Origin of the sequence: Exiguobacterium sp. UBA7533 (genome assembly GCF_002479335.1) — a bacterium.
Classification (GTDB): Bacteria; Bacillota; Bacilli; order Exiguobacteriales; family Exiguobacteriaceae; genus Exiguobacterium_A.
Genome location: NZ_DLMP01000002.1, coordinates 89,503 through 112,634, shown reverse-complemented (window position 1 = coordinate 112,634; position 23,132 = coordinate 89,503). Strand labels below are relative to the sequence as shown.

25 protein-coding genes are annotated in these 23,132 nt (G+C 47.1%); 7 read left to right on the top strand and 18 right to left on the bottom strand.

From position 1 onward, the window contains the following. Positions 1–41: 41 nt before the first annotated feature. From B2U10_RS04690 to B2U10_RS04670, 5 genes are all read right to left on the bottom strand, one after another. Positions 42–647: a class F sortase gene (locus B2U10_RS04690; RefSeq protein WP_052019137.1), complete on the bottom strand. Its 606-nt coding sequence runs from the start codon at positions 645–647 to the stop codon at positions 42–44. Continuing rightward, a complete protein-coding gene (locus B2U10_RS04685; RefSeq protein WP_035411338.1) occupies positions 619–1,407 on the bottom strand; it encodes a DUF4397 domain-containing protein in 789 nt (262 codons plus the stop codon). Before B2U10_RS04685 ends, B2U10_RS04690 begins: the two co-directional genes overlap by 29 nt. A gap of 525 nt (positions 1,408–1,932) precedes the next feature. Then, a complete protein-coding gene (gene speB, locus B2U10_RS04680) occupies positions 1,933–2,805 on the bottom strand; it encodes an agmatinase (protein ID WP_023466800.1) in 873 nt (290 codons plus the stop codon). Positions 2,806–2,919: 114 nt separating this feature from the next. Next, on the bottom strand, positions 2,920–3,762 hold the full coding sequence (gene speE / locus B2U10_RS04675; RefSeq protein WP_290785947.1) for a polyamine aminopropyltransferase: 843 nt from the start codon (positions 3,760–3,762) through the stop codon (positions 2,920–2,922). Positions 3,763–3,906: 144 nt separating this feature from the next. Continuing rightward, a complete protein-coding gene (locus B2U10_RS04670; RefSeq protein WP_290748274.1) occupies positions 3,907–4,578 on the bottom strand; it encodes an NAD(P)H-dependent oxidoreductase in 672 nt (223 codons plus the stop codon). Between the two features lie 378 nt (positions 4,579–4,956). Here B2U10_RS04670 and B2U10_RS04665 point away from each other — a divergent pair, with 378 nt between their 5' ends. Both B2U10_RS04665 and B2U10_RS04660 read left to right on the top strand, forming a co-directional pair. Next, a complete protein-coding gene (locus tag B2U10_RS04665) occupies positions 4,957–6,513 on the top strand; it encodes a BCCT family transporter (RefSeq protein WP_290748276.1) in 1,557 nt (518 codons plus the stop codon). A gap of 90 nt (positions 6,514–6,603) precedes the next feature. Further along, entirely contained in the window at positions 6,604–7,449 is an 846-nt protein-coding gene (locus tag B2U10_RS04660) for a metallophosphoesterase (protein ID WP_290785944.1), read from the top strand. Between the two features lie 35 nt (positions 7,450–7,484). On the opposite strand, the gene B2U10_RS04655 is transcribed toward B2U10_RS04660, so the two are convergent. Both B2U10_RS04655 and B2U10_RS04650 read right to left on the bottom strand, forming a co-directional pair. Beyond that, positions 7,485–7,979: a YwhD family protein gene (locus B2U10_RS04655; RefSeq protein WP_023466794.1), complete on the bottom strand. Its 495-nt coding sequence runs from the start codon at positions 7,977–7,979 to the stop codon at positions 7,485–7,487. Between the two features lie 65 nt (positions 7,980–8,044). Then, on the bottom strand, positions 8,045–8,569 hold the full coding sequence (locus tag B2U10_RS04650) for a hypothetical protein (protein ID WP_290785940.1): 525 nt from the start codon (positions 8,567–8,569) through the stop codon (positions 8,045–8,047). A 169-nt stretch (positions 8,570–8,738) separates the two neighbouring features. Here B2U10_RS04650 and B2U10_RS04645 point away from each other — a divergent pair, with 169 nt between their 5' ends. Both B2U10_RS04645 and B2U10_RS04640 read left to right on the top strand, forming a co-directional pair. After that, complete coding sequence (locus B2U10_RS04645) at positions 8,739–8,924, top strand: 2-hydroxymuconate tautomerase (protein WP_023466792.1); 186 nt, start codon at positions 8,739–8,741, stop codon at positions 8,922–8,924. A 72-nt stretch (positions 8,925–8,996) separates the two neighbouring features. Beyond that, a complete protein-coding gene (locus B2U10_RS04640) occupies positions 8,997–9,641 on the top strand; it encodes an NAD(P)-dependent oxidoreductase (protein WP_290773759.1) in 645 nt (214 codons plus the stop codon). A 55-nt stretch (positions 9,642–9,696) separates the two neighbouring features. On the opposite strand, the gene B2U10_RS04635 is transcribed toward B2U10_RS04640, so the two are convergent. The 3 genes from B2U10_RS04635 to B2U10_RS04625 all read right to left on the bottom strand — a co-directional run bounded on the left by B2U10_RS04635 (position 9,697) and on the right by B2U10_RS04625 (position 13,159). Further along, positions 9,697–10,875, bottom strand: a complete 1,179-nt coding sequence (locus B2U10_RS04635) for a NupC/NupG family nucleoside CNT transporter (protein ID WP_056064376.1) — start codon at positions 10,873–10,875, stop codon at positions 9,697–9,699. A 122-nt stretch (positions 10,876–10,997) separates the two neighbouring features. Further along, positions 10,998–11,855: a phosphotransferase family protein gene (locus B2U10_RS04630; protein ID WP_290773757.1), complete on the bottom strand. Its 858-nt coding sequence runs from the start codon at positions 11,853–11,855 to the stop codon at positions 10,998–11,000. Beyond that, on the bottom strand, positions 11,852–13,159 hold the full coding sequence (locus B2U10_RS04625) for an HD domain-containing protein (protein WP_035411364.1): 1,308 nt from the start codon (positions 13,157–13,159) through the stop codon (positions 11,852–11,854). The genes B2U10_RS04630 and B2U10_RS04625 overlap by 4 nt, the downstream gene beginning before the upstream one ends. Before the next feature lie 145 nt (positions 13,160–13,304). On the opposite strand from B2U10_RS04625, the gene B2U10_RS04620 reads away from it, so the two are divergent. Then, entirely contained in the window at positions 13,305–14,126 is an 822-nt protein-coding gene (locus B2U10_RS04620) for a lipoate--protein ligase family protein (protein WP_290748296.1), read from the top strand. A gap of 16 nt (positions 14,127–14,142) precedes the next feature. Then, a complete protein-coding gene (locus B2U10_RS04615) occupies positions 14,143–14,991 on the top strand; it encodes a DegV family protein (RefSeq protein WP_035411370.1) in 849 nt (282 codons plus the stop codon). 62 nt (positions 14,992–15,053) lie between these two features. On the opposite strand, the gene B2U10_RS04610 is transcribed toward B2U10_RS04615, so the two are convergent. The 8 genes from B2U10_RS04610 to B2U10_RS04575 all read right to left on the bottom strand — a co-directional run bounded on the left by B2U10_RS04610 (position 15,054) and on the right by B2U10_RS04575 (position 21,895). After that, positions 15,054–15,269 carry a hypothetical protein gene (locus B2U10_RS04610; RefSeq protein ID WP_290785937.1) on the bottom strand — a complete coding sequence of 72 codons (216 nt, stop codon included), beginning with the start codon at positions 15,267–15,269 and terminating at the stop codon, positions 15,054–15,056. Between the two features lie 49 nt (positions 15,270–15,318). Next, a complete protein-coding gene (locus B2U10_RS04605) occupies positions 15,319–16,839 on the bottom strand; it encodes a flotillin family protein (protein ID WP_029343201.1) in 1,521 nt (506 codons plus the stop codon). After that, positions 16,836–17,357 (bottom strand): hypothetical protein, encoded by a 522-nt coding sequence (locus B2U10_RS04600; RefSeq protein ID WP_035411376.1) that lies wholly within the window; start codon positions 17,355–17,357, stop codon positions 16,836–16,838. The genes B2U10_RS04605 and B2U10_RS04600 overlap by 4 nt, the downstream gene beginning before the upstream one ends. Next, entirely contained in the window at positions 17,347–17,574 is a 228-nt protein-coding gene (locus tag B2U10_RS04595; RefSeq protein WP_035411379.1) for a hypothetical protein, read from the bottom strand. Before B2U10_RS04595 ends, B2U10_RS04600 begins: the two co-directional genes overlap by 11 nt. A 150-nt stretch (positions 17,575–17,724) precedes the next feature. Then, complete coding sequence (locus B2U10_RS04590; RefSeq protein WP_035411382.1) at positions 17,725–18,927, bottom strand: multidrug effflux MFS transporter; 1,203 nt, start codon at positions 18,925–18,927, stop codon at positions 17,725–17,727. Continuing rightward, complete coding sequence (locus B2U10_RS04585) at positions 18,924–20,057, bottom strand: YfbR-like 5'-deoxynucleotidase (protein WP_290748306.1); 1,134 nt, start codon at positions 20,055–20,057, stop codon at positions 18,924–18,926. Before B2U10_RS04585 ends, B2U10_RS04590 begins: the two co-directional genes overlap by 4 nt. A gap of 51 nt (positions 20,058–20,108) precedes the next feature. Beyond that, a complete protein-coding gene (locus tag B2U10_RS04580; protein ID WP_035411388.1) occupies positions 20,109–20,873 on the bottom strand; it encodes a TerC family protein in 765 nt (254 codons plus the stop codon). Between the two features lie 164 nt (positions 20,874–21,037). Further along, positions 21,038–21,895 carry a TerC family protein gene (locus B2U10_RS04575; protein ID WP_035411391.1) on the bottom strand — a complete coding sequence of 286 codons (858 nt, stop codon included), beginning with the start codon at positions 21,893–21,895 and terminating at the stop codon, positions 21,038–21,040. 325 nt (positions 21,896–22,220) lie between these two features. On the opposite strand from B2U10_RS04575, the gene folE2 reads away from it, so the two are divergent. Next, positions 22,221–23,126 (top strand): GTP cyclohydrolase FolE2, encoded by a 906-nt coding sequence (gene folE2 / locus B2U10_RS04570; protein ID WP_035411393.1) that lies wholly within the window; start codon positions 22,221–22,223, stop codon positions 23,124–23,126. The last annotated feature ends 6 nt before the right edge of the window (positions 23,127–23,132 follow it).

The window sequence follows — 23,132 nt, the reverse complement described above, 5'->3', positions numbered from 1 at the left end:
CTCTCTTTTTCGGTCATAGCCGAAGTGAGAGACCTGTTTTTTTAATTGTCTTGTTCTGCCGTGACGACAAGACGTTGATCGTACCCTTTTGAGTTTGTAAACGTACCAATGCATGAAATGAGCGTCAGTTTGTTCATGACGGTCGCACCAAAGATTGATCCGACTGGTGCTTCATCGACAGGATAGGACATGACGTTCGTCACCACGTATGACACCTGTTGTCCTGTTTTCCCTGTCACTTCAATCCGTTGCCCTTTTTTCATCTTGGCTAAATCATAAAAGACAGCAGGTCCCTTTTCATCGTCTAGATGTCCTGCTAATACGACATTTCCGGTTTGACCGGCTTTCGCACCGTATTTATACCACGCGACTTGATCCGTTTTTTTTGGCACATCCATCCGTCCTTGCTTATCCTTCCCGACGACTTCGATGTTTGCTTTCACATCGAGCGTCGGAATCATAATACGCGTTGGAATGAATGCTTCTTCGTCCACCATTTCGGATGGAGTGGACGAAGAAGACGTCGTTTCAGTTTGTTTTGGTTTTTCCGGCTTTGTAGTACCTGGAGGTGATCCCGATTGGCATCCGGCTAATACGAGTAAGAGAAGCAGACTACTCTTAAGCGTTTTGTTTACGACGGACGACATACGCTGTTCCTACTAACAAGGCAGCTGCTGCTGCGACTGCCCATGGTGTAGCAGAAGTCGTATCAGCAGAACCACCAAGTCCTGTATCTGGCATTGATGCCATTTCACCGCCATCTGGAATTAAGAGAACATCAAACGCTGGCTCGCCTTCTAGTAAACCGATTGCGAGAGCTGTATAGTTTTTGCCACTGTCGAGTTTGACGCCATCAAGTGCTTTGACGACATCCGTTGCGCCTGCAGGGCGGACTTCGAGGTCATACGTACCTGCATCGAGTGTACCGTAGTCAGAGACTTTTGAGAATTCAAGGTTGCTAAAGAGTGGGTCTCCACCTTTTGGTGCGACATCAACAGCAGGTGCATCTGGTGCAAAGTGTGCGACACGGACCATTGATTTGCCGTCTTCGCCTTTGCCGTTGTCTTCCATGACAGCAAGTTTAATATCAGCAAGTTTACCGATTGCTGCGACAGAATAGAATTTACCAGCTTCCACATTGAGTGTTTGAGAGAGCACAGGATCTTTTGTTGTTCCTGCAGCGAATACTTCTACTTTATGTTCGCCAGCTGGTAGTGTGAGGTAATCTGTAACATCTTTGAATTTTGCTCCTGATACGGCTTTTTTGCCATCGACCGCGATATCGACTGCCGGAGCATCTGGTGAAGCATGAATGACACGAACCATTGCGTCATCTGCTGCGCCTACCGGAAGCACGAATAGTGCAAACAGTAACGTAGCAGTCACAAACGATAAGAGTTTCTTCATCTTTTTTCCACCTTTCTGATTGTCAAATGTACATCGCTCTCAAACCAATGTTCTTACACTTCAGAATATTTCCGTCGTGGTGACATCTTAAACTTAAGATACTTCCGTATATGTGTAAAGATTTCAGTGTGCTATGAACTTGTTTTGAAAACACACTGACCTTCTTTTTGTTTTCGAAATAAAATACATAACAAATCAATTGAAAAGAAGGTTAGTTATGATACAGCCTCGTCACGGTTAAGTGCCTACCTGTCCGTTTTACTTCTGACGTTCTTGAATCCGATGACGAGCGGACAGGATGCCGTTTTGTTTCTAATCGGTATTTTTCTTGGTTCTGCCACCTGGGGGAGCATCCTGGCAAACATCACACACCTGCTTAAACACCAGATTGCGACGTCCGTTCTGCGCGTCGTCCAATAGACATCTGTCAGTCTGATCATCGGATTCGGTGCGTTCGGGGTCATTCAGTTCTTCTTCTGAGCAAAACAAAAGAGACCGACATCACGTCCGGTCTCTTTTGCTTTTTCATTTAATGAATCCAATCATCATTTCGCGTAATACTTTCGCTGCCGCGATCGCTGTCATGTCGGATTGATCGTACGCTGGGCATACTTCTACCAAATCCGCGCCGATGACGTCGACGTCTGCTCGTGCAATCATGTGAACGACTTCGAGTAATTCCTTCGTTGTCACTCCACCGATTTCTTGTGTCCCTGTCCCTGGTGCTGCTGACGGATCGAGAACATCGATATCGATCGTGACGTAGACTTTTTTACCGGCAAGTGTTGGAAGAACTTGACGAAGCGGCTCGACGATCTCGTATTTGAAGAGGTTGTAGCCTGACGTCTTCGCCCATTCGAACTCTTCTTTCATCCCTGAACGAATTCCGAATGAATAACAGTTCTCTGGTCCGATCAAGTTCGCGATCTTCTTGAGTGGTGTCGAGTGCGACAATGGCTCACCTTCGTACTCGTCACGCAAGTCCGTATGCGCATCAAAGTGAAGCACAACAAAATCATCATAGTGTTTATCGAACGCTTTGACGACTGGCCACGTGACTAAATGTTCGCCACCCATACCGAGCGGGAACTTGCCTGCTGTCAGTAACGAATCGACGTATTCTTCAATCATATCAAGTGATTTTTGTGCATTCCCGAATGGTAATGGGATATCTCCCGCGTCAAACAATTTTGCGTCAGCGATGTCACCATCTAAGTACGGGCTATATTCTTCTAAACCAAGTGAGACTTCACGGATACGTGCCGGACCGAATCGTGAACCCGGACGGAAACTGACCGTCCAGTCCATCGGCATGCCGTACAAAATTCCTTTTGCATCTTCGTGAGTCGGTTGACTCGCGATAAAGACTTTTCCTGAATATGCTTCATCAAAACGCATGATCCATTCCCCCTGTTCATTTGCCGCTTGCTGGTGCAAACGCCTGTTTACCTGACAACAGAGCGATTTCGAAGATCGAAACCGCTCTGTTCATGTGTGCTATAGTGACTGAGCTCAGCCGTTCGTCAAATCTTTAACGAACTTCGGAAGCGCGAATGCTGCCGTGTGAAGCTCAGGCGTGTAATACTTCGTATCGATCTCGTGGAAACGCTCTGGTACGACAGCAAGCGGATCGTGTTTCTTTGATCCGATCGTAAACGTCCAAAGACCACTTGGATATGTCGGAACGTTAGCGATGTAGAGCTTCGTGATCGGGAAGATTTCTTTGACGTCGCGTTGAACATCACGGATCAAGTCTGGTGTGAACCATGGGTTATCCGATTGTGCGACGAAAATGCCGTCTTCTTTCAATGCTTTTGAAATACCAGAGTAGAAGCCTTTCGTAAACAAGTTGACCGCTGGACCAACTGGTTCTGTCGAGTCGACCATGATGACATCATACTCGTTTTCTGCTTCTGCGATATGCATGAATCCATCCCCAACGATGACTTCGACGCGTGCATCGTCCAATCCATCTGCAATGTTCGGGAGGTATTTTTTCGAATACTCGATGACTTTTCCGTCGATTTCAACCAAAACAGCTTTTTCGACGGACGGGTGTTTCAAGACTTCACGGATGACTCCGCCGTCTCCTCCACCAACGACCAGAACCGATTTTGGATTCGGGTGTGTGAACAATGGGACGTGCGCGACCATCTCGTGGTAAACGAACTCGTCCTTATCTGTCGTCATGACCATTCCGTCAAGTAACAACATCGTACCGAACTCGTCCGTTTCAACCATCTCTAGGCGTTGAAACTCCGTTTGTTCGCTCTCATAAACGTGGTTGACACGGAATGTGATACCGTAATCTTCCGTTTGGTGTTCCGTGAACCATAACTTTAATTTTTGTTCCATTTGCGATAGAACCCCTTTCTTTCATCAAGACAAAAGTTGTTCGTATGCGAGTGGCGTTTACGGCGCTTCTTAATCATACAAATGCGAGTATACCGAATTTCGAAAGAAACTTCTATATAATTTGAAAATTTTTGTCTTCCGTCTTTACTCGACGAACGTCACGATTTCCTCAAGCGGACGACGTTGCTTCTCACGTTTTGGTTCTTCTGCCCGGTAACCGAATGCGACCATGACCGGCACCGTGAAAACAGAACGATCGAGCAGTCCACGATCGACGAGTAATTGCTCGACAGCTTGCTGGTCGAATCCTTCGATTGGGCATGAATCGACATCGATTTGTGCTGCCGTCGACATCATGTTCCCAAGTGCGATATAGGCTTGTTTAGCTGCCCAGTCTTCCATCGCTTTCGGGTTATCACCGATCGCAAAATCCTCTTCTAAAAACAGACCGTAACGCTTCGTCCGTCCGGCTTTCGCTTCTTCGGATAGACCAAGGAAATCCATCATCTGCGTGACATGCGGACCATCTGCCTGCATTTGTTCTCCGGTACGGGCAAGAAACAAGACGAAGTGACTCGCTGTCGGTAATTGTCCTTGTGCGCCCCAAGAAATTTCTTTTAAGGCTTCTCGGATTTCTGGATTTTGAATAACGAGCATGTTCCATGGCTCATATCCGAACGAGCTCGGTGACAGACGCGCCGTTTCTAAAATGAACCGGAAATCGTCTTCTGGGATCATTTGACCATTAAATGCTTTTGTGGCATGACGAGATTGAAATGCTTCGAGAATCGCTTGTTTTTGTTGTTGTTTTTCCATGGGAAATGCCTCCTTCAAAATGATGACTGCTTTTGTTATATCAAATCTAATTTCCGACCGCCTCTGATTTGCTCAGATTAGTCATTACGTTAGTTTTTAAGTAAAACGGGAAATAAGAATATTAACGTCTTTCCTTTCACTATTTAAAAATCATTTTAAACATTTGATTATCCGCCATTTTACACCTTTCCTCTCTGGTAATTCCCTAGTTTCTATGGTTTCATTTCCCAAACGATTTGCTTTTTCACCAAAGTGTTTGTTACGGTAGTACCCTGCGTGATTAGGTTTTGTTATCGGATGCACGGGGTAATGATAATGTCGTTGTCATCATTTGATACAGAACAACCATGTAAAATTCGAAAGAAGGTGTGGAACACGATGGAAAATAATCGAAAAAGTAAGATTACAAAAGTCTTTATGGTATCCGTCATTTTCTGTGTGCTCTTTACCATATGGGGAATCTTACCGGAATCCCTAATCGGTGCAGCTAGTCTCGGAAATGTCACAGCTAAAGCACAATCCTTTGTCTCTGGCGGATTTGGCTGGCTTTATCTTCTCGGCATGAGTGCTTTTTTAATCATTGCTATCTTTTTAATCTTTTCCCGCTTCGGTTCCATCCGACTCGGTAAGGATTCGGACCGACCTGAATATGGTCTCATTTCTTGGTTTGCCATGCTCTTCAGCGCTGGTATGGGAATTGGTCTTGTCTTCTGGGGTGTCTCAGAGCCTTTGACGCATTTCCATACACCGCCGGTCGCAACGGATGATCCGACGGAAGCGGCACGACTCGCGATGCGCTATTCGTTCTTCCACTGGGGATTACATCCGTGGGCCTTGTATGCGATCGTCGGACTTGCCATCGCGTACTCGACATTCCGAAAAGGACGTCCTGCTACGATTGGCGACACGGTCGCTTCATTGATGAAGCCTCAGTTCGCTTCAGCCGGTAAAGGTACCGTCGAAGTACTCGCCATCGTCGCAACGGCGTTCGGTGTCGCGACGTCACTTGGTCTCGGTGCGCAACAAATCTCAGGTGGACTGAACTTCTTGACAAGTAGTATTCCGAACTCATTTGCTACACAAATGATCATTATCGTGATCGTCTCGGTCCTTTATATGATGAGTGCCGCATCTGGTCTTGATAAAGGAATCGTTCGTCTCAGTAACGCCAACATTGTTCTTGCTGTTCTATTGATGGTCGCCGTCCTTTTCCTCGGACCGTTTAGTTTCATCATGGACCTCTTCGTCCAAACGACAGGAGCTTATCTGCAAAATTTACCAGTCATGAGCTTCCGCGCATCTGCTTTTAATCCAGATGAACGCGGTTGGATCAACGATTGGACGATCTTCTACTGGGCGTGGTGGATTTCATGGTCACCATTCGTCGGTACATTTATTGCTCGTGTCTCGAAGGGACGAACGATTCGTGAGTTCGTCATCGGAATCATGCTCGTCCCAACGATTTTCGGATTGCTTTGGTTCTCTGTTTTTGGCGGATCAGCAATTTGGAATGAACTGTTCCAAAACGTCAATTTGATCACGACGATTAACGATAAAGGAGTCGAAACCGGCATGTTCGCTCTGTTTGAGACATTCGGTGGATTAGGCACATTCCTCAGTATCGTCGCTGTCTTCTTGATCACGACGTTCTTCATTACTTCGGCTGACTCCGCGACATATGTTCTCGGGATGCTTTCGTCTGGTGGTAGTCTCATGCCAAGCTTACGCATTAAGCTCGCTTGGGGTGTTCTCCAGTCTTCGATTGCCGCTGTCTTACTTTATGCCGGAGGATTGAGCGCCTTGCAGGCTGCTTCAGTTCTTGCCGCCTTTCCGTTCATCTTCGTCGTCGGTATGATGATTATCGCTCTATTTAAGGAGTTATCAGATGAACCTGATGCCCAAAAAGAAGTAACTGATTTGAAGCAAGATGCTTAAATTGTTTTGAACTCCTCCTTCCGTCGCATACGGAAGGAGGTCTTTTTTGTTATCCTGAATTATGCTGAACAGAAAGAAATGAGGTGACTCATGCGAAAACGTACACATTGGCTCGTATCCCTTGGGATTCTAGCGCTAGGTAGTTGGTTTTTATATCGTGAAAATAACGTCATCGACGTCTCAGAGATCACAGTCACGTCGGGTCGCTTGCCAAAATCATTTGATGGCTATCGCGTCGTTCAAATCGCCGACCTACATGGCAAAACGTTCGGATCGGATCAAAAACGACTATTGAAAAAAATTAGTCGTAAATCACCAGATCTCGTCGTCATGACTGGCGATTTGATTGACTCGAGGCGAAACGGAGAAGAAGCTGCCCTTACACTCATGAAAGCGCTCGTCGATCGATACCCTGTCTACTTCGTCACCGGGAATCATGAAGTCCGACGAAATTTAACGATTTTACCGAAGCTTGAGCAGCTCGGTGTCACCGTTCTTCGGAATGAAACGCGTGTCATCGAGTATAAAGGACAATCGATTTCGTTACTCGGTATCGATGATCCGACGACGACACGTTGGCGCGAAGGACTATCAGAACCGGATGGGATTCGTCAAAGTCTCGATCAAGCACTGCAAGACGTATCGCCTGATGCGTTCCAGCTCCTGCTTGCGCATCGTCCGGAATATAAATCCTTGTATGCAGAGCGTTCCGTTGATCTCGTCTTATCCGGTCACGCCCACGGCGGACAGATCCGCTTACCGTTTACGGAAGGTCTGTATGCGCCTGGTCAAGGATTCTTTCCAACCGTGACGGCAGGCCGCTATCAGGAACAGCAGACTGAACTGATCGTCAGTCGTGGTCTTGGGAACAGCCTGTTTCCGTTTCGTCTGTTCAATCATCCAGAACTCGTCGTCTTGACGCTGAAACGACCATGAAAAAAGAACGTGTGCCGCGGCACACGTTCTTTTATTTAGACCAACGCTTCATGTAAAGCAGCATCAGCATTTTCCCACATCTCAGGTTTATGAGTCTGTAAGAAATCACGTAACAATTCCTTTGAACGCTCATCCATGTGATCGACGACGATCCGTCCTTTGAGAGATTTATCCATCTTATTGACGTGATCAGCGAGAATCTTGAATCCGCGCCGTGCTTCCGCATCGACTAACAGATCGCACGCAGCGACACCACCGTAATAGAAGCCTTCTGGCTTACGGCCGACTGTCACCCAGACGATCCAGTACAATTTACCGTTCGGTGTATCGGCTTTATCCGTCGTGAATTTGACGCGTTTCTCGATTGCTGCTTTTGCGTGCATCGCACCCATATCGATGTAAGCTTCACCGTCTTCCGGAGAAATGATGACTGGTGACATACTATTTAAACTGAGTGTTCCGACACCGAATCCTCCGTGACCGTCTGTAGAGTTATCTGAAATGATATTGAAGTTAATCTTTTTTTCCATCGTGTTTTGTCCCCTTTTATTCCTGTTGCTTCTATCATACCGCATTCCGAGGTGTCTGCAACCAGTCACTCGTAACGGAGTAACTGTAATTGATCCTCTGTCGCTCGGCGAATCGTCGGGAGACGATAACACGTCATGGATGCAATCTCCTCGTGGGCTGGGGGATTGACCTCTTCGAGATGAAGTAAAGCACGATCAAACAGGGTTTGCGCTGCACGACCGAATAAAAAGAGACGTTCCAGCGAAGAACACTGCGACCGAATCGCACGTAACTGATGCGCCAGTTCTCGCACCTTTGCCTCAACCTCTTCTTCCATGTCGGCTGTCGGTTTTCGATTTTGAAACAACGGTTTGAAACGTACATCGTCCTCAAGCAATGTCAGCATCCCGTATCGCTTCGCTTCTTTTTGATTCAGCAGTTGAGCGAGTTCTTTATCCGTTACGAGTCGACCGAACGGGATGTTCTGTTTAAAGACGATATCTGCAACCTCGAGTCCTTTAGGGCCAGACAATGGATAAGCTGTATCTTCTGGTAACGTCCGATCAAAAATCAGTAGCGTATGAATTTTTTTTCGTATGATCGCGTCCATTATGTCTCTCCTTTTCTGCCGTATGTGTATGACTACCTTCGCTTCCGACAAGAATAGCTCCTACCTTATACCCTTCTTTTTCGAAAACGATGTTCGAATTGACGAATCCCCTATCGAATGCGCTATACTGATGGCGTATCGTCATCATGCTAGAGGGGGAAATGAAGTCATGCCATATGTCACGGTTAAAATGTTATCGGGTCGTACAGTCGAACAAAAACGCGCCTTGATTGAAAAAGTCACGGAAGCGGTATCGGAAACGACAAATGCTCCAAAAGAAAACATCACGGTCTTCATCGAAGAGATGGAAAAAACAGATTATGGTCAAGCTGGCGTCATGTTTGCAGATAAATAATCAATAAGAGACGTCCGGTCGTTACCGCACGTCTCTTTTTCCCATCTACTTGATCTCCAAGGAGGAATTCTTATGACTACTGTTACTGTACTTGGTGCGACCGGTCGAACGGGTCGCCCTCTAATCGATCGTTTATTAAAAGATGGCTACGATGTCCAAGCACTCGTGCGTTCCGCGTCATCGGACTTACCAGTTCACGATCGCCTTCATATCCTGACGGGAGACGCGACAAACCCGGACGATCTTGAACAAGCACTCGCAGGAAGTACCGCTGTCTTCAGTTGTCTCGGTACCGATCAACAGCAGGTTCTCTCGACAGCAATTCCACATCTCGTCACCAAGATGAAGGAAGCAGGCATCGAACGGATCGTCTTCATTGGTACAGCAGGTATTCTCGATGCGTCAGAAGAACCTGGAAAGTATCGTTTCCAATCGAGTGAATCCCGTCGCCGCTCGACAATCGCAGCAGAGGATCACCTGAAAGCTTATTTAACTTTAAAAGATGCAGACGTCGACTTCACCGTCATCTGCCCAACACAATTGACGGAAGATAAAGCACTTGATGCTGACGACTTGTTGATTGAGACGACACGCTTCACTGCATCGACAGGACCGGTTCCCCGGGAGAACGTTGCGCAGTTCGCTTACGAAGTCTACCGTGACGGAACCCACCATCGCGTCCGTGTCGGAATTGCTTCGCACGGTGAAACGAAATAATAGACAAAAAGAGCAATGGATCTGCTGATCCATTGCTCTTTTACATGTGTAACGATTACAGCAAGACGCTGACGACGATTGACGTCAAGACGCTGACGAGAGTTGCACCATACAGTAATTTCAAACCAAAACTAGCTGCAACGCTTCCTTGGCGATCATTCAATCCTTTAACCGCACCAGCGATGATTCCGATCGACGAGAAGTTCGCGAACGAGATCAAGAAGACAGAAACGATTCCGAGTGTACGTTCCGAGAACTCTTTCGTGTACTCAGGAAGGCTTAACATCGCGACAAATTCATTCGTGATCAATTTCGTTGCCATGACACTACCGGCACTGACGGCTTCCGCCCATGGAACACCCATGATGAATGCGAATGGTGCAAAGATGTATCCGAGAATTTCTTGGAACGAGATACCGAGAACCATCAGGAAGATATCGTTGACCATTCCGATCAAAGCATTGTAACCGATCAACATCGCACCAACGATGATTGCGACTTTGAATCCATCCATGATGTATTCGCCGAGCATTTCGAAGAACGTTTGCTTCTCTTCGACGATTTCAAGAATATCTTCTTCCGGGTCAACCGTGTATGGGTTGATGATTGAGACGATCATGAAACCACCGAACAAGTTCAAGACGATTGCTGTAACGACATATTTTGGTTCTACCATCGTCATGTACGCACCGACGATTGACATCGAAACCGTCGACATTGCTGATGCACACAATGTGTAAAGACGGTTTGCTGGTAATTGACCAATTTGTTTTTTTACTGTGATGAATACTTCTGATTGTCCGATCGCAGCTGAAGCAACCGCGTTGTAAGACTCGAGACGCCCCATCCCGTTGATTTTCGACAAGACGAAACCAATTCCGCGCATCAAGATCGGTAAAATCTTTGTGAATTGCAAAATTCCGATCAAGGCAGAGATGAAAACGATTGGTAGCAAGACGTTAATGAAGAACGGTTGTGCACCTTCGTTCGCTAGTCCACCAAAGACGAAATCAATCCCGATTGCCGCATAACTCAGCAGTTTTTCAAAGACTTTCGCGACGCCACGAATGACGATATATCCGAACGATGTATTGAGTAAAATGAACCCAAGTACGAGCTGAAGAACTAGCATGACCGCAAGCGGTTTCAATTTGATGCCTTTACGATTGCTGCTGACAAGGAGTGCCAAGCCGAAAACGATAGCCAGTCCGAGTAGTGCGATAAGATATTTCATGAAGTACCCCTCTATCTATTAGTTGTTTATCAGTTGTACATTCGTACGATGTCTGACGTTTAATCTCTTTCCAAGTAATAGAATAATCAATATTTCGAAGAACTACAAGAGAAAAAGTTCATTTAGTAACCGCTTTCGTTATTTTCATAGACTTTCAAGACAAACTTTTCCAAGCGTTCCCGAACATTGTCCTGACTGAGGTTTTGCCTTCCATATGCTTTCCACCCCGAATAGACGTCAATTGTTTCAGGTCCAAAATCAAAAACAGCTCGAATATCCCACGCGTGATCGTACAAACGGTTCGTCTGTTTAAGGTAACTTTTTAAAAAATGATCCGCCATCTCGACGGATTCGAGCAAGGCAAGATTCAAACGACAATGCGCAAGGTCGACTTCAATGGGACCTAAACACGCATTAATCCAATCAATCGTATGACACGTTCCATCCATTTCGTATAACACATTGACCGGATGGAAATCCCGATGAATAAATCGGATTGTTTGACTTTCGATCGGTTCGACCGCCAGTAGCTGACGCCATCTCTCCGGATGCTGCGTCCACGTCGGAACGTAACGTTCCGACGCATACGGCTGATAGACATAAAGAGATTCTGGTACGGGCAGTGTATGGATTGCCACAAGCATCTGTGCTAGTCGTTCGACATATTGCTCATCCACCTGATCAAGCCGGATCTCTCCCGGTGAACGCGTCATATATAACCAAGGCGGTATTTCGTCCCTAACATCTGTTTGATAGTCCAACACATCTGGTGCTAAGTCACCTGCTGCTCGTAACGCAAACACCTCGTGCAAGACAAGATCAGGCTCCTCATGTAGCCAATCCTGATTCGTATGGACGCGAAGAATTCCCTCACCGACCCGAAAAACAAGGGAGGATGTCGCGCCTTTTAAGACTTCGACCTCTCCTCCCTCCTGTCCAAGCTGTTGCAAGATTTTCGTAAGGACAACGGACGATATCATGATGTCACATTACCAATCAATAACTGGTCGATTTGCATCTTCTCATTCGCATGTTCGCGCAAGTCGTGCAAAATTTCTTGCGGGAAGAACAGCTTCTCATCCGTTTGGCGTGACGTCGCGATGGCTTGAACGAGCGGTGAAACTTGCGAAATCTCTTTCATCTGCCCACCCTTCATCTGTAGCATGATCGGTTGTTTGCTGATTTCACCATTATCTCCATATAAATCGTAAGGAAGACGACTGAGTTTATCTTCTAGCAGATAATACGTCGGATTCAAGCCAATCGCGTCAAACAGCTCGCATAATTTCTCATGGACGAGTTCACGTTTTTCAGCAGGGTAATCAACATACTTGAACAACTTTCGGTCAACGAATCTTTCTGATAGATCAGAAAGGATAGGATCCTGTTCGTTCGCCCACTGCTGAAAATAGAAGTAGACGATCGTCTCATCGAGTCCAAGGAAATCACGCAACTCCATCTTCTGATCAAACAGCGGCATTAAATGAATCGGTGCAATCGCAAACGGATAACCGGAAAGGTACAGCTCCTGTGCTCGTTCGAGAATGGCTTTTAATAGGTAATCACTCGATCGTGTCACCGGATGCAGGTAGACTTGCCAATACATCTGATACCGACGCATGATGTAGTCTTCAATCGAATGCATCCCGGACTGCTTGACGACCATTTGATTCGGCGCCGGACGCAATACCCGAAGCATCCGCTCAAGATCAAATTTTCCGTAGCTGACGCCAGCAAAGTGCGCATCGCGTAATAAATAATCCATTCGATCAACGTCGAGTTGAGAGCTGATCATCGTGACGAGCAGTTGATTCGGGTGCGTTTTATTGATGATCGACGCCACTTCTTCCGCGAATCCCTCTCCCACTTGGTCGAGAACTTTCTTGATTTCCGTATCCCCGAGGATGATTCGCTCTGTCCATGTTTCATGATTGACACCAAAAACATTCTCGAAAGCGTGCGAAAACGGACCATGACCGACATCGTGTAAGAGTGCCGCAGCCAGCGTCAACTCTCGGTACTGATCATCCCAATCGGCGCGACCATTGAAGACGTCGATCAGTTGGCGCGTGATCTCATAGACGCCGAGTGAATGATGGAATCGCGTGTGTTCCGCCCCATGAAACGTCAAAAAGGATGTTCCCAGTTGTTTGATTCGACGTAGTCGTTGAAACTCACGTGTACCGATCAATTGCCAAATCAACTGATCACTGACATAGATATACCGATGAACAGGATCTTTGAAGACCTTCGTTTCCTTTAATTGACCTAATGATTGATACATATGTTTCTCTCCTTTAAATCGTGTCTATGTCGTTGTTGTTCGGTTTTGTCTCCAAGGATTCCTGTCTCCTGCGGCGCTTCGCACAGAAACTTTATACACCCTGTGCTATAATGATGTCGCAAATCTACAATAAAGGAACGAGCCTATGGGAATCGAACTCTTAAAACAAGAACATTATCGTATTTTTGATCAAACGTCACTCGGAACTGCTTTTCATGCGACACAATCGTTTGCGATGGACGACACATTATGCGCTTCCGTTGCAACAGAAGGAGCTGCACTCCGCTCTTGGATTCACCACGAAACTGTCGTCCTCGGCATCCAGGATGCCCGCCTTCCTCACCTCGCAGACGGCGTAGCTGTTTTGCACGAACATGGTTTCTCGCCCGTCGTCCGTAACTCAGGCGGTCTTGCCGTCGTCCTTGACGCTGGTGTCTTGAATATTTCGCTAGTCTTACCGGAACGCGGTGGGATCGATATCGACAGTGGTTACGAAGCGATGCTTGCGCTCGTCCGTGGCATGTTCGCGCAAGAAACAGACGCGATCGTCGCCGGTGAAGTCGTTGGATCGTATTGTCCCGGTTCTTACGACCTGTCGATCGCCGGTAAAAAGTTCGCCGGTATCTCGCAGCGCCGTGTCCGCGGTGGCGTTGCCGTCCAAATCTACCTCTGTGTTAACGGAAGCGGGAGTCAGCGCGCCGCTTTAGTCCGCGACTTTTACGCGGCAGCGCTTCAAGGCGAGGCGACGAAATTCGTCTATCCAACCATTGTCCCGGAAACGATGGCTTCGCTTGAAGAATTACTCGGTACCTCATTGACGATTGAGGAATGTTTACGTCGTGCCTATGAGGCATTACTTGCGCTCGGCGCTGATTTAACACCAGCGACTTTGACGGAACTCGAGAACGAGCGGTTCGGTGTCAACTTGAGTCGAATGCTTGATCGAAATGAAAAAGCCCTAGGTTAAGAAAGGAGAGAACGTGATGATCCGATTGATCACAGACAGTGGTGCTGATGCACCAAAAGACATGTTAGATGCTTATGATTTTACGATCATGCCGTTCGGCGTATTGATCGACGAAGACACGTTCTTCGACGGAGAATCGATATCTCCAAAACAACTGTATGATAAGATGCGCGATGGCGCAGCACCAAAGACATTCCAAGTAGAAGTCAGCCGGATGGTCGAGGTGTTCACGCGTCACTTCGAACAAGGTGATCCCTTCCTCTATCTCGCTTTTTCAAGTGAGTTATCTGGAACATACCAAACCGCGAAGATGCTCGCAGATGAACTCGCCGAAAAATATCCGAACGTCCCCTATCTCGTGCTCGATACGAAAACCGCTTCAACGGGACAAGGACTATTCGTTCTCGACGTTGCAGAGTATGCACAAACGCATTCGTTTGAAGAAACAGTGGTTTACGCTGAAGCCAAGGTGAATACGATTCGTCATCTGTTTACAGTCGAATCACTCGAATATTTGATGCGCGGTGGACGCGTTTCGCGAGCTAGCGCCTTCATTGGTGGTCTCCTATCGATCTTGCCACTGTTGACCGTCGAAGATGGGAAGCTGATTCCGAAAGAAAAAATCCGAGGTCAGAAAAAGGTCATGAACCGGATCGTCGAGTGGATGGAAGAAGCACGTCCTGCGATTGACGGACACCGAATCATGATTGGTCACGGGGATTCGATCGAACGGGCAGAACAGTTAAAACAATTGATTGAAGCACAATTCTCACCAAGCGAAGTCATCTTGACGATCGCCGGCGCAGCCATCGGTTCACATACTGGACCGGGACTCGTCGTCATTGGTTACGACCTTCCACGTTAACAGTATTCATTCTTACTTCATTTAAAACGGGACAGACTCTTAATCGAGTCTGTCCCGTTTTTTTAGGAATTATAGCCGAAGAATAGCAGTGCTACGCTTAAGCCGAGCGAGGAGACGATGAACACGATCGCCATCCCACCCATTCCGAAGACCAGCATCTTCGGTAAATCATTTCGCTTCTTTAGAAGGGCTGTCAATAACCCGACGTTGATCAAGAAGACGACAGCGAACGGGAGCAACAATATCCAACGCTCTTGCAGTAACGCTAAACCATCCATGATGAGATATCCTTTCAGAAACTCCTTCTACTAGTACATAGTAATGATATCAGTCTTCTGTTTTCGACGCTGCTACCGCATCATGAGAATTCAAGTTGACCGTTAACGGCTTTGCTGTTCCTTTACCAGAGAAGTTCTCGATCAACTCTTTGACATCTAATCCTGACGACGCTTTTAACGTCTCTTGCAGTGACGCCATCAAATCCGTTGCGTACCCTGTGACACGGTTCGCACCGCCACCTTCACCACTACCTGTATCGACGACCGTGATCTTATCGATGTTACCGAGTGGTGCTGCAATCTCTTTCGCGTACTCTGGCATCATCCGAATGACCATGTCAAGGATTGCTGCTTGTCCGAATTGTTCGAACGCCTGCGCGATTTTTTCTTTCGCTTCCGCTTCGGCAAGACCTTTCAAACGAATGATGTCTGCTTCTGTTTCCCCTTGTGCTCGCTCAGCGTCCGCTTTCGCAAGACCATCCAGACGAATTCGTTCTGCATCCGCTTTTGCCGATGCTTCAATCCGGTATTTCGTTGCATCTGCTTCCGCATATTGCTTCGCACGGTCCGCTTGGGCAGCTTGCTCAATCGAGTAACGATCGGCATCGGCACGTTTTTTGACTTCCGCATCGTATTGTTTCTCACGACGGAGGATTTCACGTTCTTCGAGCTCGATTTGTTTTTGACGCTCGATGATTTTGATTTGCATCTGTTGCTCGGTGACTTCTTGTTGTGCACGTGCGTTCTCAAGATCATATGCTTGGTCGGCTTTCGCCTTCGCGATATCTTGTTCGCGGCGGTAGTCTGCCATCTTCAACTGATTTTCTTTTTCCGCTTCAGCGATTTCCGTTGCACGTTCGAGTTCTGCTTTTTTCGCATCTTTTGAAGCTTCCGCCCGTTTGATGCGTGTCTCTTTTTCAGCGTCTGCCGTTGCGATGTCCGCATCCCGGCGCACCTGTGCAATCCGTGGTTTCCCGAGTGATTCTAAGTATCCATTTTTATCTCGGACGTCTTTGATCGTAAACGAAACGATGACGAGCCCCATCTTCGCCAGATCTTGTGATGCGACCCGCTGGACTTCTTGCGAGAACTTATCGCGGTTCTTATAAATTTCTTCGACTGTCATCGAACCGAGGATCGAACGCAAATGCCCTTCAAGAACTTCACGCGCTTCCCCTTCACGCTCTTCTTTTGATTTTCCGAGGAATTGCTCTGCTGCTGTTGCAATCTCAGAAATCGAACTGCCAATCTTGATGATCGCTGTTCCATCAGCCATGACCGGTACACCCTGCTCCGTGTACACTTCTGGTGTCGTGACTTCGAGTTTACTCGATAACAAGCTAAGTGGTGTTGCTTGTTGGAAGACAGGTAACACGAATGTTCCGCCGCCGCGAATAATCTTCACCCGGTTGCCGGACTCATCGGTATTAACGTTGCGTCCTCCAAGATAACTACCGGATACGATTAATGCTTCTTCCGGACCAACCGTTCGGTACTTCGTGATGAATAGGACAATCAATGCAACGATCAATGCGACTGCAACGATCGATACGATTAATACTGGATTCATGTAAACATCTCCTTTTTCCATTGTTGGGGGTACGTCACGACAGACGCGACGCCTTGTTTAATCTCGATAACAAGTACCTTTGTTCCTTGTGGTAAGGCAGGACCTTCAAACAGGACGGCTGACTTCGATACACGTCCTGAGACGTCATCAAGTAAAATTTCACCATATCCTTCAGTCGGAATCGGCACGATGACGGTTGCGCTACGCCCTTCTAGCATCTGTTCCGAAAATCCAAGCGACTGTTCGGCTTGTGCCATCGGAACGAACAAAAAAATATGCATCAGCGTCGTCACCAACAACGCGATGACACTGCTGATGATCAAAATCAAAATTGAACCAAGCGGACTCAGTTGTTCGAGTCCGAAGCCGATCGCTGACGTGATGATGACGAAAGATAAGATCAACGTAGGATGGAAAATTTGATCGACACCCGGAATGACGTCTGAGAATAGGATGGACACAAACACACCACAAGCAGCGGCCGCTAACGCATATAAATAAAGTGTACTAACGTCCATTTTCGTTCACCTCGATGTAAGGATGTGAACCATACAGTTCGTGATAAGCCCGCTGATACGCAGTCCGGTTTTCTTCATACAATAAACGAGCCAACTCTTTGTCTCGCTGATCAATCGCCTCTTCTTGACGACGTAAGTATTTTTTTTGCGCGGCAAAATGACGTGCTAATCTTGCCTCAATCGACGGTTCTCGTTCACGCGGCAACTCCTGTTTCATCGCTCCACTCCTTTCTGAAGTACTGGCTTTCTCCCTCTTCTACGCAAACCATCTAGAAAATGTTTCAAAATGAATCCCATTTCTTTTCCTTTCACAAAAGAAAAAACGCTTGTCACCTAAATGGAACAAACGTTTTTGACTAAGGAGTATTTATGAGCGGTCGGGACGTCGGACGATTAGTCCGTAATAAAGGACGAGTGCCAAACAATCAAGCGTCATGATAATCAGCCCCATCGGAACGGCCGATTGCTCCCCCATGATGCCGACGAGTGGTGACACGAGCGAACCGACGAGCATCGGGAGTAAACCAAGAAGTGCCGAGGCACTTCCAGCCGTTGCTCCGTAGTTTTGCATCGCTAAGGTAAAACCGAGCGTTGAGATCAAACCAACGCTTGAGACGACGAAGAAAAGTGGAATCATGACGAAAATCAATTGGTCCGTTAACGTTAAAGCGAGGAACAAAAAGATACTTGCACTCGCAACAACCGTCAAGCTGATTCGCATCAGACGTTCTGAATCAACTCGACCAGCAAGACGTCCAGCGATTTGAGCCGCTAAAATGATTCCGATTCCGTTTAAGCCGAACAAAAAACTGAACTGTTGCGGCGAAGCGCCATAAATATTCTGTAAGACGAACGGTGAACCGGAGATGTAGGCAAACATCGCGCCCATGACGAATGCTTGCGCGAACGCATAGCCGATGAAGACACGGTCCGTCAACAAACGTCCGAATGTCTTCAACGTCGTCGTCAAATTCCCTTCAACGCGTCTTTCGAGTGGAAGTGTTTCCGGCAAACGCAGTGCAACAGCGAGCAACATCAACGTACTTAAAATCGCCAGCAAGTAAAAGACAAAATGCCAGTCACCGAACCGAAGCAACTGTCCCCCGATGACGGGTGCGAGAATCGGTGCCGTTCCGTTGACGAGGGACAAGGCAGCAAAGAACCGCGTTAATTCCGGTCCTTCGAATAGATCACGAACGATTGCCCGGGAAATGACAATTCCTGACGCTCCGGCTGCCCCTTGGATGAAGCGCAGCGCAATCAACACTTCAATCGTCGGTGCCATCGCACACGCAAGAGAAGCGAGCAGATACGCAAGTAAAGCAATCATTAACGGACGCTTACGTCCACGAACATCACTGAGCGGACCAACGATCAATTGTCCGAGCGCCATTCCGAGCATACAAGCCGTCAAACTCAATTGGATCAGTGACGCACTCGCATCAAACGAGCGTGACATATCCGGAAAAGCAGGTAGATACATGTCGATCGAGAGCGGTCCGAGTGCAGCGAGTGAACCGAGGATCAAGATCAACGTTAAGCGGCCTGGTGTCATCGTTGTCTTTGTCATGACGTCACGTAATCCAAATCATGCAAGACATAAGCGAGGAAAAAGACGACCGATGGATTTTCATATGTCATCTGTACCTTTTTGAGTTGGGCCCGATAACCGGTCTCATACTCGACACCATTTAACTTTCGTTCCATGTTCATTTTGATCAACGCATCGAGTTTATCGATCACATCGACCATTTGCCCTTCGTACGTCTCGTCTTTTGCTTCAACGACGAATCGACGGAACGGTGCTCGGATGTCTTCTGGTAAATTGTTGATCAACGTCTCTCCTTCTGCCCGTTCATAAGCTTCGAAGGCTGCTGCCGTGACCGGCGTCGCATGTTTAACAGGTCCAAGAACATCTCCCGTCGTTCCTTCAACGAGATCATGACACAAGAGACGGGAGACGACTTCTTCAATGTCGATCGTGACGCCGTATTTTTCTGATTCAATCAATCCATTGAAGATACCAAGCGAAGCTGCTCGAAACGCATGTGTCGCGTCGTTATCATCAATCGTATTAAAACGTCCTTTCCAGCGCCGAATCGTATCCATCATCAAGACGTTTTCGATAAAATGAGACATCTCGTCCTCTTCCATGACCGACTGTGTCAAGCGACGGATTGAAGCGAGTGGGTGTCGTTCCAGAACAGCCTGTAATTCCGCTGCTTTTTGTTCGAAAAAGACGGACTCTGTCATCCGTGCTTCCCGGCGTGCATATAACATCGCATCAAACGTATCGATGGCTTCAACGATTCGTCCTTCCGGTGAATCATCCTCTGCATGAACAAGATACGTCGTAAAGGCTGGTTGAAGCGACTTCGAGAGTAAAGCGACGAGCTGTTCACTCGCCTGTTGTTCCATTGCCTGAATGTGTGCATGTAGCGTCGGCTCTTTTTTCGTCCGGTGTTTGATTGGTCCGGTGATGACCTCGTTCATGTCATGGAATAGGGCTTTTCCGAGCAATGTCAGGCGGTCGACTGGTGTTTGTCCGTCTGCTTCTTCTAAATAGCTTGCCATCAAACTGAATAAGGCAACACGAAAGCTATGACTGGCTGCGTTATCCGGAAAACGTGGTGCATATTCATCCCACCGTGGAACGTTTTGCATCCGCGTCAGCATCCGAATGAAATTACCGTTTTGCATAAAATCTCTCCTAACGAAAGACGGACAGAGAGTACCCTGCCCGCCATTGTATTATTTTGCTGATTTGGTTGAACTACTTCCGCTACGGAACCAACCAATGATTAAAATCAGGGCAAGTACGACCCAGAAGATCGTTTGCCATAGTGTACTCTCTGGAAACTCATGCGGCAAGACGTCGATTGACGGATGCGCAAGTGTCATGACGACGAGTTTTACGCCAACCCAAGCGACAAGCCAAAACGCTGCTTCTTCGATACCTGGTCGCTTTTGGAGCAAGACAACGAACCAACTCGCAAAGTAACGCATAATGACGAGACCAATGATCCCACTGAAGAAGACGACCCAGAATTGACCTGTATTCAGACCACCAATCGTTCCTCCGATCATCGGTAGTGTCGTTGCCATGGCGACAGCGGCAAGTGTCGAGTCGACAGCGAACGCTAAATCAGAGAATTCGACTTTAACAACCGTCCACCAAAAATTCGGTGAGGCTTTTTGTGAAGCAATCGAGTCCGGTACTTGGTGTTTATTCGATCGTGCCTCAACGATTCCTTTAAACGCCACGTAAAAGAGGTATATCGCTCCGAGTGCCTGAAGCTCCCAAATCGTCGCTAGGTACGAGGCAAAGAAGATTGCGACGAAACGTAAGACGAGTGCCCCGACGAGACCATAGAAAAGTGCTTTTTTGCGCTGATCGTCTGGTAACGGTCGGACTAGGACAGCCATGACCATCGCATTGTCGGCAGATAATAACCCTTGCAAAATAATCAGTACGAGCCCGACGGTCGCATACTGTGTAATTAATCCAATATCCATACTAACGAATCCCCTTTTTTGTTCAGTCTATTCATTATATGCCGGTCGATCGGAAAGAAAAAGATGAAAGCTCGACTGAAGTACTTAACCTTGTGTTTTATTCCCATTGTTTAAGAAAACCTAACACCAAAAAACGACCCGTCATCGACGGATCGTTCCATTTCTTATAAGTTTTGATCAACTTTCTTTTCAGCATCTGGATTTGCTTTCGTTTTTGGTGAAGAGAACCAACCCCAAAGGGCAAGACCGACCATGACCGTCCAGAAGAATGCCTGCCACGGTGTACTGTGAGCAAATCCTTCCGGAAGTTTTAAGGCTTCGAAGACTGTTCCTTCGATTGATGCATGGTATTTCGGATGTTCGAGCGCAAGAACAGCTAGCTTCACACCGACCCAGGCAACGATTGCAAAGGCTGCTGTTTCAAGACCTGGACGTTCTGCAAGTAATTTCACGAAGACACGGGCCGCGAAACGCATGAGGACAACACCCATTAAACCACCCGTTAAGATGACGATGAAGTGACCAGTGTTCAAACCACCGATTTCGCCCGATCCCCAGTTCGGAAGTGCGACTGCTAAAGCAACTGCAGCAAGAATCGAATCGACAGCAAATGCTAAGTCAGCGAATTCAATCTTCGCGACTGTCCGCCAGAATTCACCTTTTGAAACTGGCTCTTCCGACTTCGGCTCTGCATCGAGTTCATTTTCGGCGCCATGATTCTCACCGAGTTTCCTTGCCTTAGCGGTCTTATAAATATGCCGTAATCCCATGATGAGCAAGTACGCTGCTCCAAGTGCTTGGATTTGCCAAATATCGACGAGGAATGAAATCGCGAACAGTGCCGCGAACCGTAAAACGAATGCTCCAGCTAATCCATAAAAAAGTGCTTTCTTTTGTTGTTCTCCTGGTAAGTGCTTAACCATGACCGCGAGTACGAGTGCATTATCTGCCGAAAGTAATCCTTCAAGCGCGATCAAGACGAGTACGACCCAGGCATATTGAAGTAATAACTGCCAATCCATCTCTGTCATCCCTTTCTCTGACTATCTGTAAAATCAAAAATACATTGTATGACTATGACAAAAACAATAATTACACGTTCACCTGAACATATACTATAGGATAATATACCCGATTGCAAGCATGTTATTCCTCCGGCTATGGAATGTGTCGATTTTAAGTCGTGCGAGTTTCGTTTATCGAACGTTCGTGATAAAATTCAAGACAACACTTCTAGTAATGAAACGATGAAACACATTTGCGGAATCATCAGACTTGCTCGTCTCTAGCATTCCTGTCATGTTATTACTATTGAAACACTACAAAAGGACAAAGGGGCTCATAAATATGTCTACCTACCCGATTACGTTACCAACGAAAGAAGAGCGCCATAAGCTGTTCGGTTCGGTACCACCAATCAAAGGAACAAAACCGACTGAAAAAGATAAAATGGTCGACTTGCAAAATACACCGAAGAACTTCCTGTTCGCACTTGACGCTGTTGGAATCTCAAACGTTAAACATCCTGTCGTCATCCAAGACGGGGACAAAACACAAGCGACAGTCGCAACGTTCGAGTTGTCGACGTCACTCGTACAAGACCGTAAAGGGATCAACATGAGTCGCTTAACGGAACAACTTGATCAATACCACAACGAAGGTTGGACAGTTACGAATGAATCACTCATTCAATTCGCGCGTGATTTAGCGGACCGTATGGAACAAACAGAAGGTCAATTGACGATCCGTTACCCATGGTTCTTTACACGTAAAGCACCTGCAACGGGACTTAGTGGGTTGATGAATGCCGAAGTATGGCAAACGGTCAGCGTCAACACGGAAACGAATGAAGCGACATTATCTGTCGGCTTGACGATCAATGTCACGACACTTTGCCCATGTTCGAAAGAAATCAGCGAGTACAGTGCCCACAACCAACGTGGCTACGTCACGATGGAAGCTTCGTTACGTGATGAAGCAGAAGACTTTGACTGGAAACAATCATTGCTTGATGCGGCTGAATCAAATGCTTCTGCCCCACTTCACCCGGTACTCAAACGTCCGGATGAAAAACGCGTGACAGAGATGGCATACGAAAATCCACGTTTCGTAGAAGACATGGTGCGCTTGATTGCTGCTGACCTATACGAAATGGATCCAATTGCTTCGTTCTACGTCGAATGTCGCAACGAAGAAACGATTCACCAACATGATGCAATCGCACGCATCACGTTCGATAAAGACGCACAATAAGCAAGC

Excerpts from the sequence above, each read along its gene's own strand:
- B2U10_RS04690 (WP_052019137.1), bottom strand. The coding sequence starts at position 647 with ATGTCGTCCGTCGTAAACAAAACGCTTAAGAGTAGTCTGCTTCTCTTA.
- B2U10_RS04685 (WP_035411338.1), bottom strand. The coding sequence starts at position 1,407 with ATGAAGAAACTCTTATCGTTTGTGACTGCTACGTTACTGTTTGCACTA.
- speB (WP_023466800.1), bottom strand. The coding sequence starts at position 2,805 with ATGCGTTTTGATGAAGCATATTCAGGAAAAGTCTTTATCGCGAGTCAA.
- speE (WP_290785947.1), bottom strand. The coding sequence starts at position 3,762 with ATGGAACAAAAATTAAAGTTATGGTTCACGGAACACCAAACGGAAGAT.
- B2U10_RS04670 (WP_290748274.1), bottom strand. The coding sequence starts at position 4,578 with ATGGAAAAACAACAACAAAAACAAGCGATTCTCGAAGCATTTCAATCT.
- B2U10_RS04665 (WP_290748276.1), top strand. The coding sequence starts at position 4,957 with ATGGAAAATAATCGAAAAAGTAAGATTACAAAAGTCTTTATGGTATCC.
- B2U10_RS04660 (WP_290785944.1), top strand. The coding sequence starts at position 6,604 with ATGCGAAAACGTACACATTGGCTCGTATCCCTTGGGATTCTAGCGCTA.
- B2U10_RS04655 (WP_023466794.1), bottom strand. The coding sequence starts at position 7,979 with ATGGAAAAAAAGATTAACTTCAATATCATTTCAGATAACTCTACAGAC.
- B2U10_RS04650 (WP_290785940.1), bottom strand. The coding sequence starts at position 8,569 with ATGGACGCGATCATACGAAAAAAAATTCATACGCTACTGATTTTTGAT.
- B2U10_RS04645 (WP_023466792.1), top strand. The coding sequence starts at position 8,739 with ATGCCATATGTCACGGTTAAAATGTTATCGGGTCGTACAGTCGAACAA.
- B2U10_RS04640 (WP_290773759.1), top strand. The coding sequence starts at position 8,997 with ATGACTACTGTTACTGTACTTGGTGCGACCGGTCGAACGGGTCGCCCT.
- B2U10_RS04635 (WP_056064376.1), bottom strand. The coding sequence starts at position 10,875 with ATGAAATATCTTATCGCACTACTCGGACTGGCTATCGTTTTCGGCTTG.
- B2U10_RS04630 (WP_290773757.1), bottom strand. The coding sequence starts at position 11,855 with ATGATATCGTCCGTTGTCCTTACGAAAATCTTGCAACAGCTTGGACAG.
- B2U10_RS04625 (WP_035411364.1), bottom strand. The coding sequence starts at position 13,159 with ATGTATCAATCATTAGGTCAATTAAAGGAAACGAAGGTCTTCAAAGAT.
- B2U10_RS04620 (WP_290748296.1), top strand. The coding sequence starts at position 13,305 with ATGGGAATCGAACTCTTAAAACAAGAACATTATCGTATTTTTGATCAA.
- B2U10_RS04615 (WP_035411370.1), top strand. The coding sequence starts at position 14,143 with ATGATCCGATTGATCACAGACAGTGGTGCTGATGCACCAAAAGACATG.
- B2U10_RS04610 (WP_290785937.1), bottom strand. The coding sequence starts at position 15,269 with ATGGATGGTTTAGCGTTACTGCAAGAGCGTTGGATATTGTTGCTCCCG.
- B2U10_RS04605 (WP_029343201.1), bottom strand. The coding sequence starts at position 16,839 with ATGAATCCAGTATTAATCGTATCGATCGTTGCAGTCGCATTGATCGTT.
- B2U10_RS04600 (WP_035411376.1), bottom strand. The coding sequence starts at position 17,357 with ATGGACGTTAGTACACTTTATTTATATGCGTTAGCGGCCGCTGCTTGT.
- B2U10_RS04595 (WP_035411379.1), bottom strand. The coding sequence starts at position 17,574 with ATGAAACAGGAGTTGCCGCGTGAACGAGAACCGTCGATTGAGGCAAGA.
- B2U10_RS04590 (WP_035411382.1), bottom strand. The coding sequence starts at position 18,927 with ATGACAAAGACAACGATGACACCAGGCCGCTTAACGTTGATCTTGATC.
- B2U10_RS04585 (WP_290748306.1), bottom strand. The coding sequence starts at position 20,057 with ATGCAAAACGGTAATTTCATTCGGATGCTGACGCGGATGCAAAACGTT.
- B2U10_RS04580 (WP_035411388.1), bottom strand. The coding sequence starts at position 20,873 with ATGGATATTGGATTAATTACACAGTATGCGACCGTCGGGCTCGTACTG.
- B2U10_RS04575 (WP_035411391.1), bottom strand. The coding sequence starts at position 21,895 with ATGGATTGGCAGTTATTACTTCAATATGCCTGGGTCGTACTCGTCTTG.
- folE2 (WP_035411393.1), top strand. The coding sequence starts at position 22,221 with ATGTCTACCTACCCGATTACGTTACCAACGAAAGAAGAGCGCCATAAG.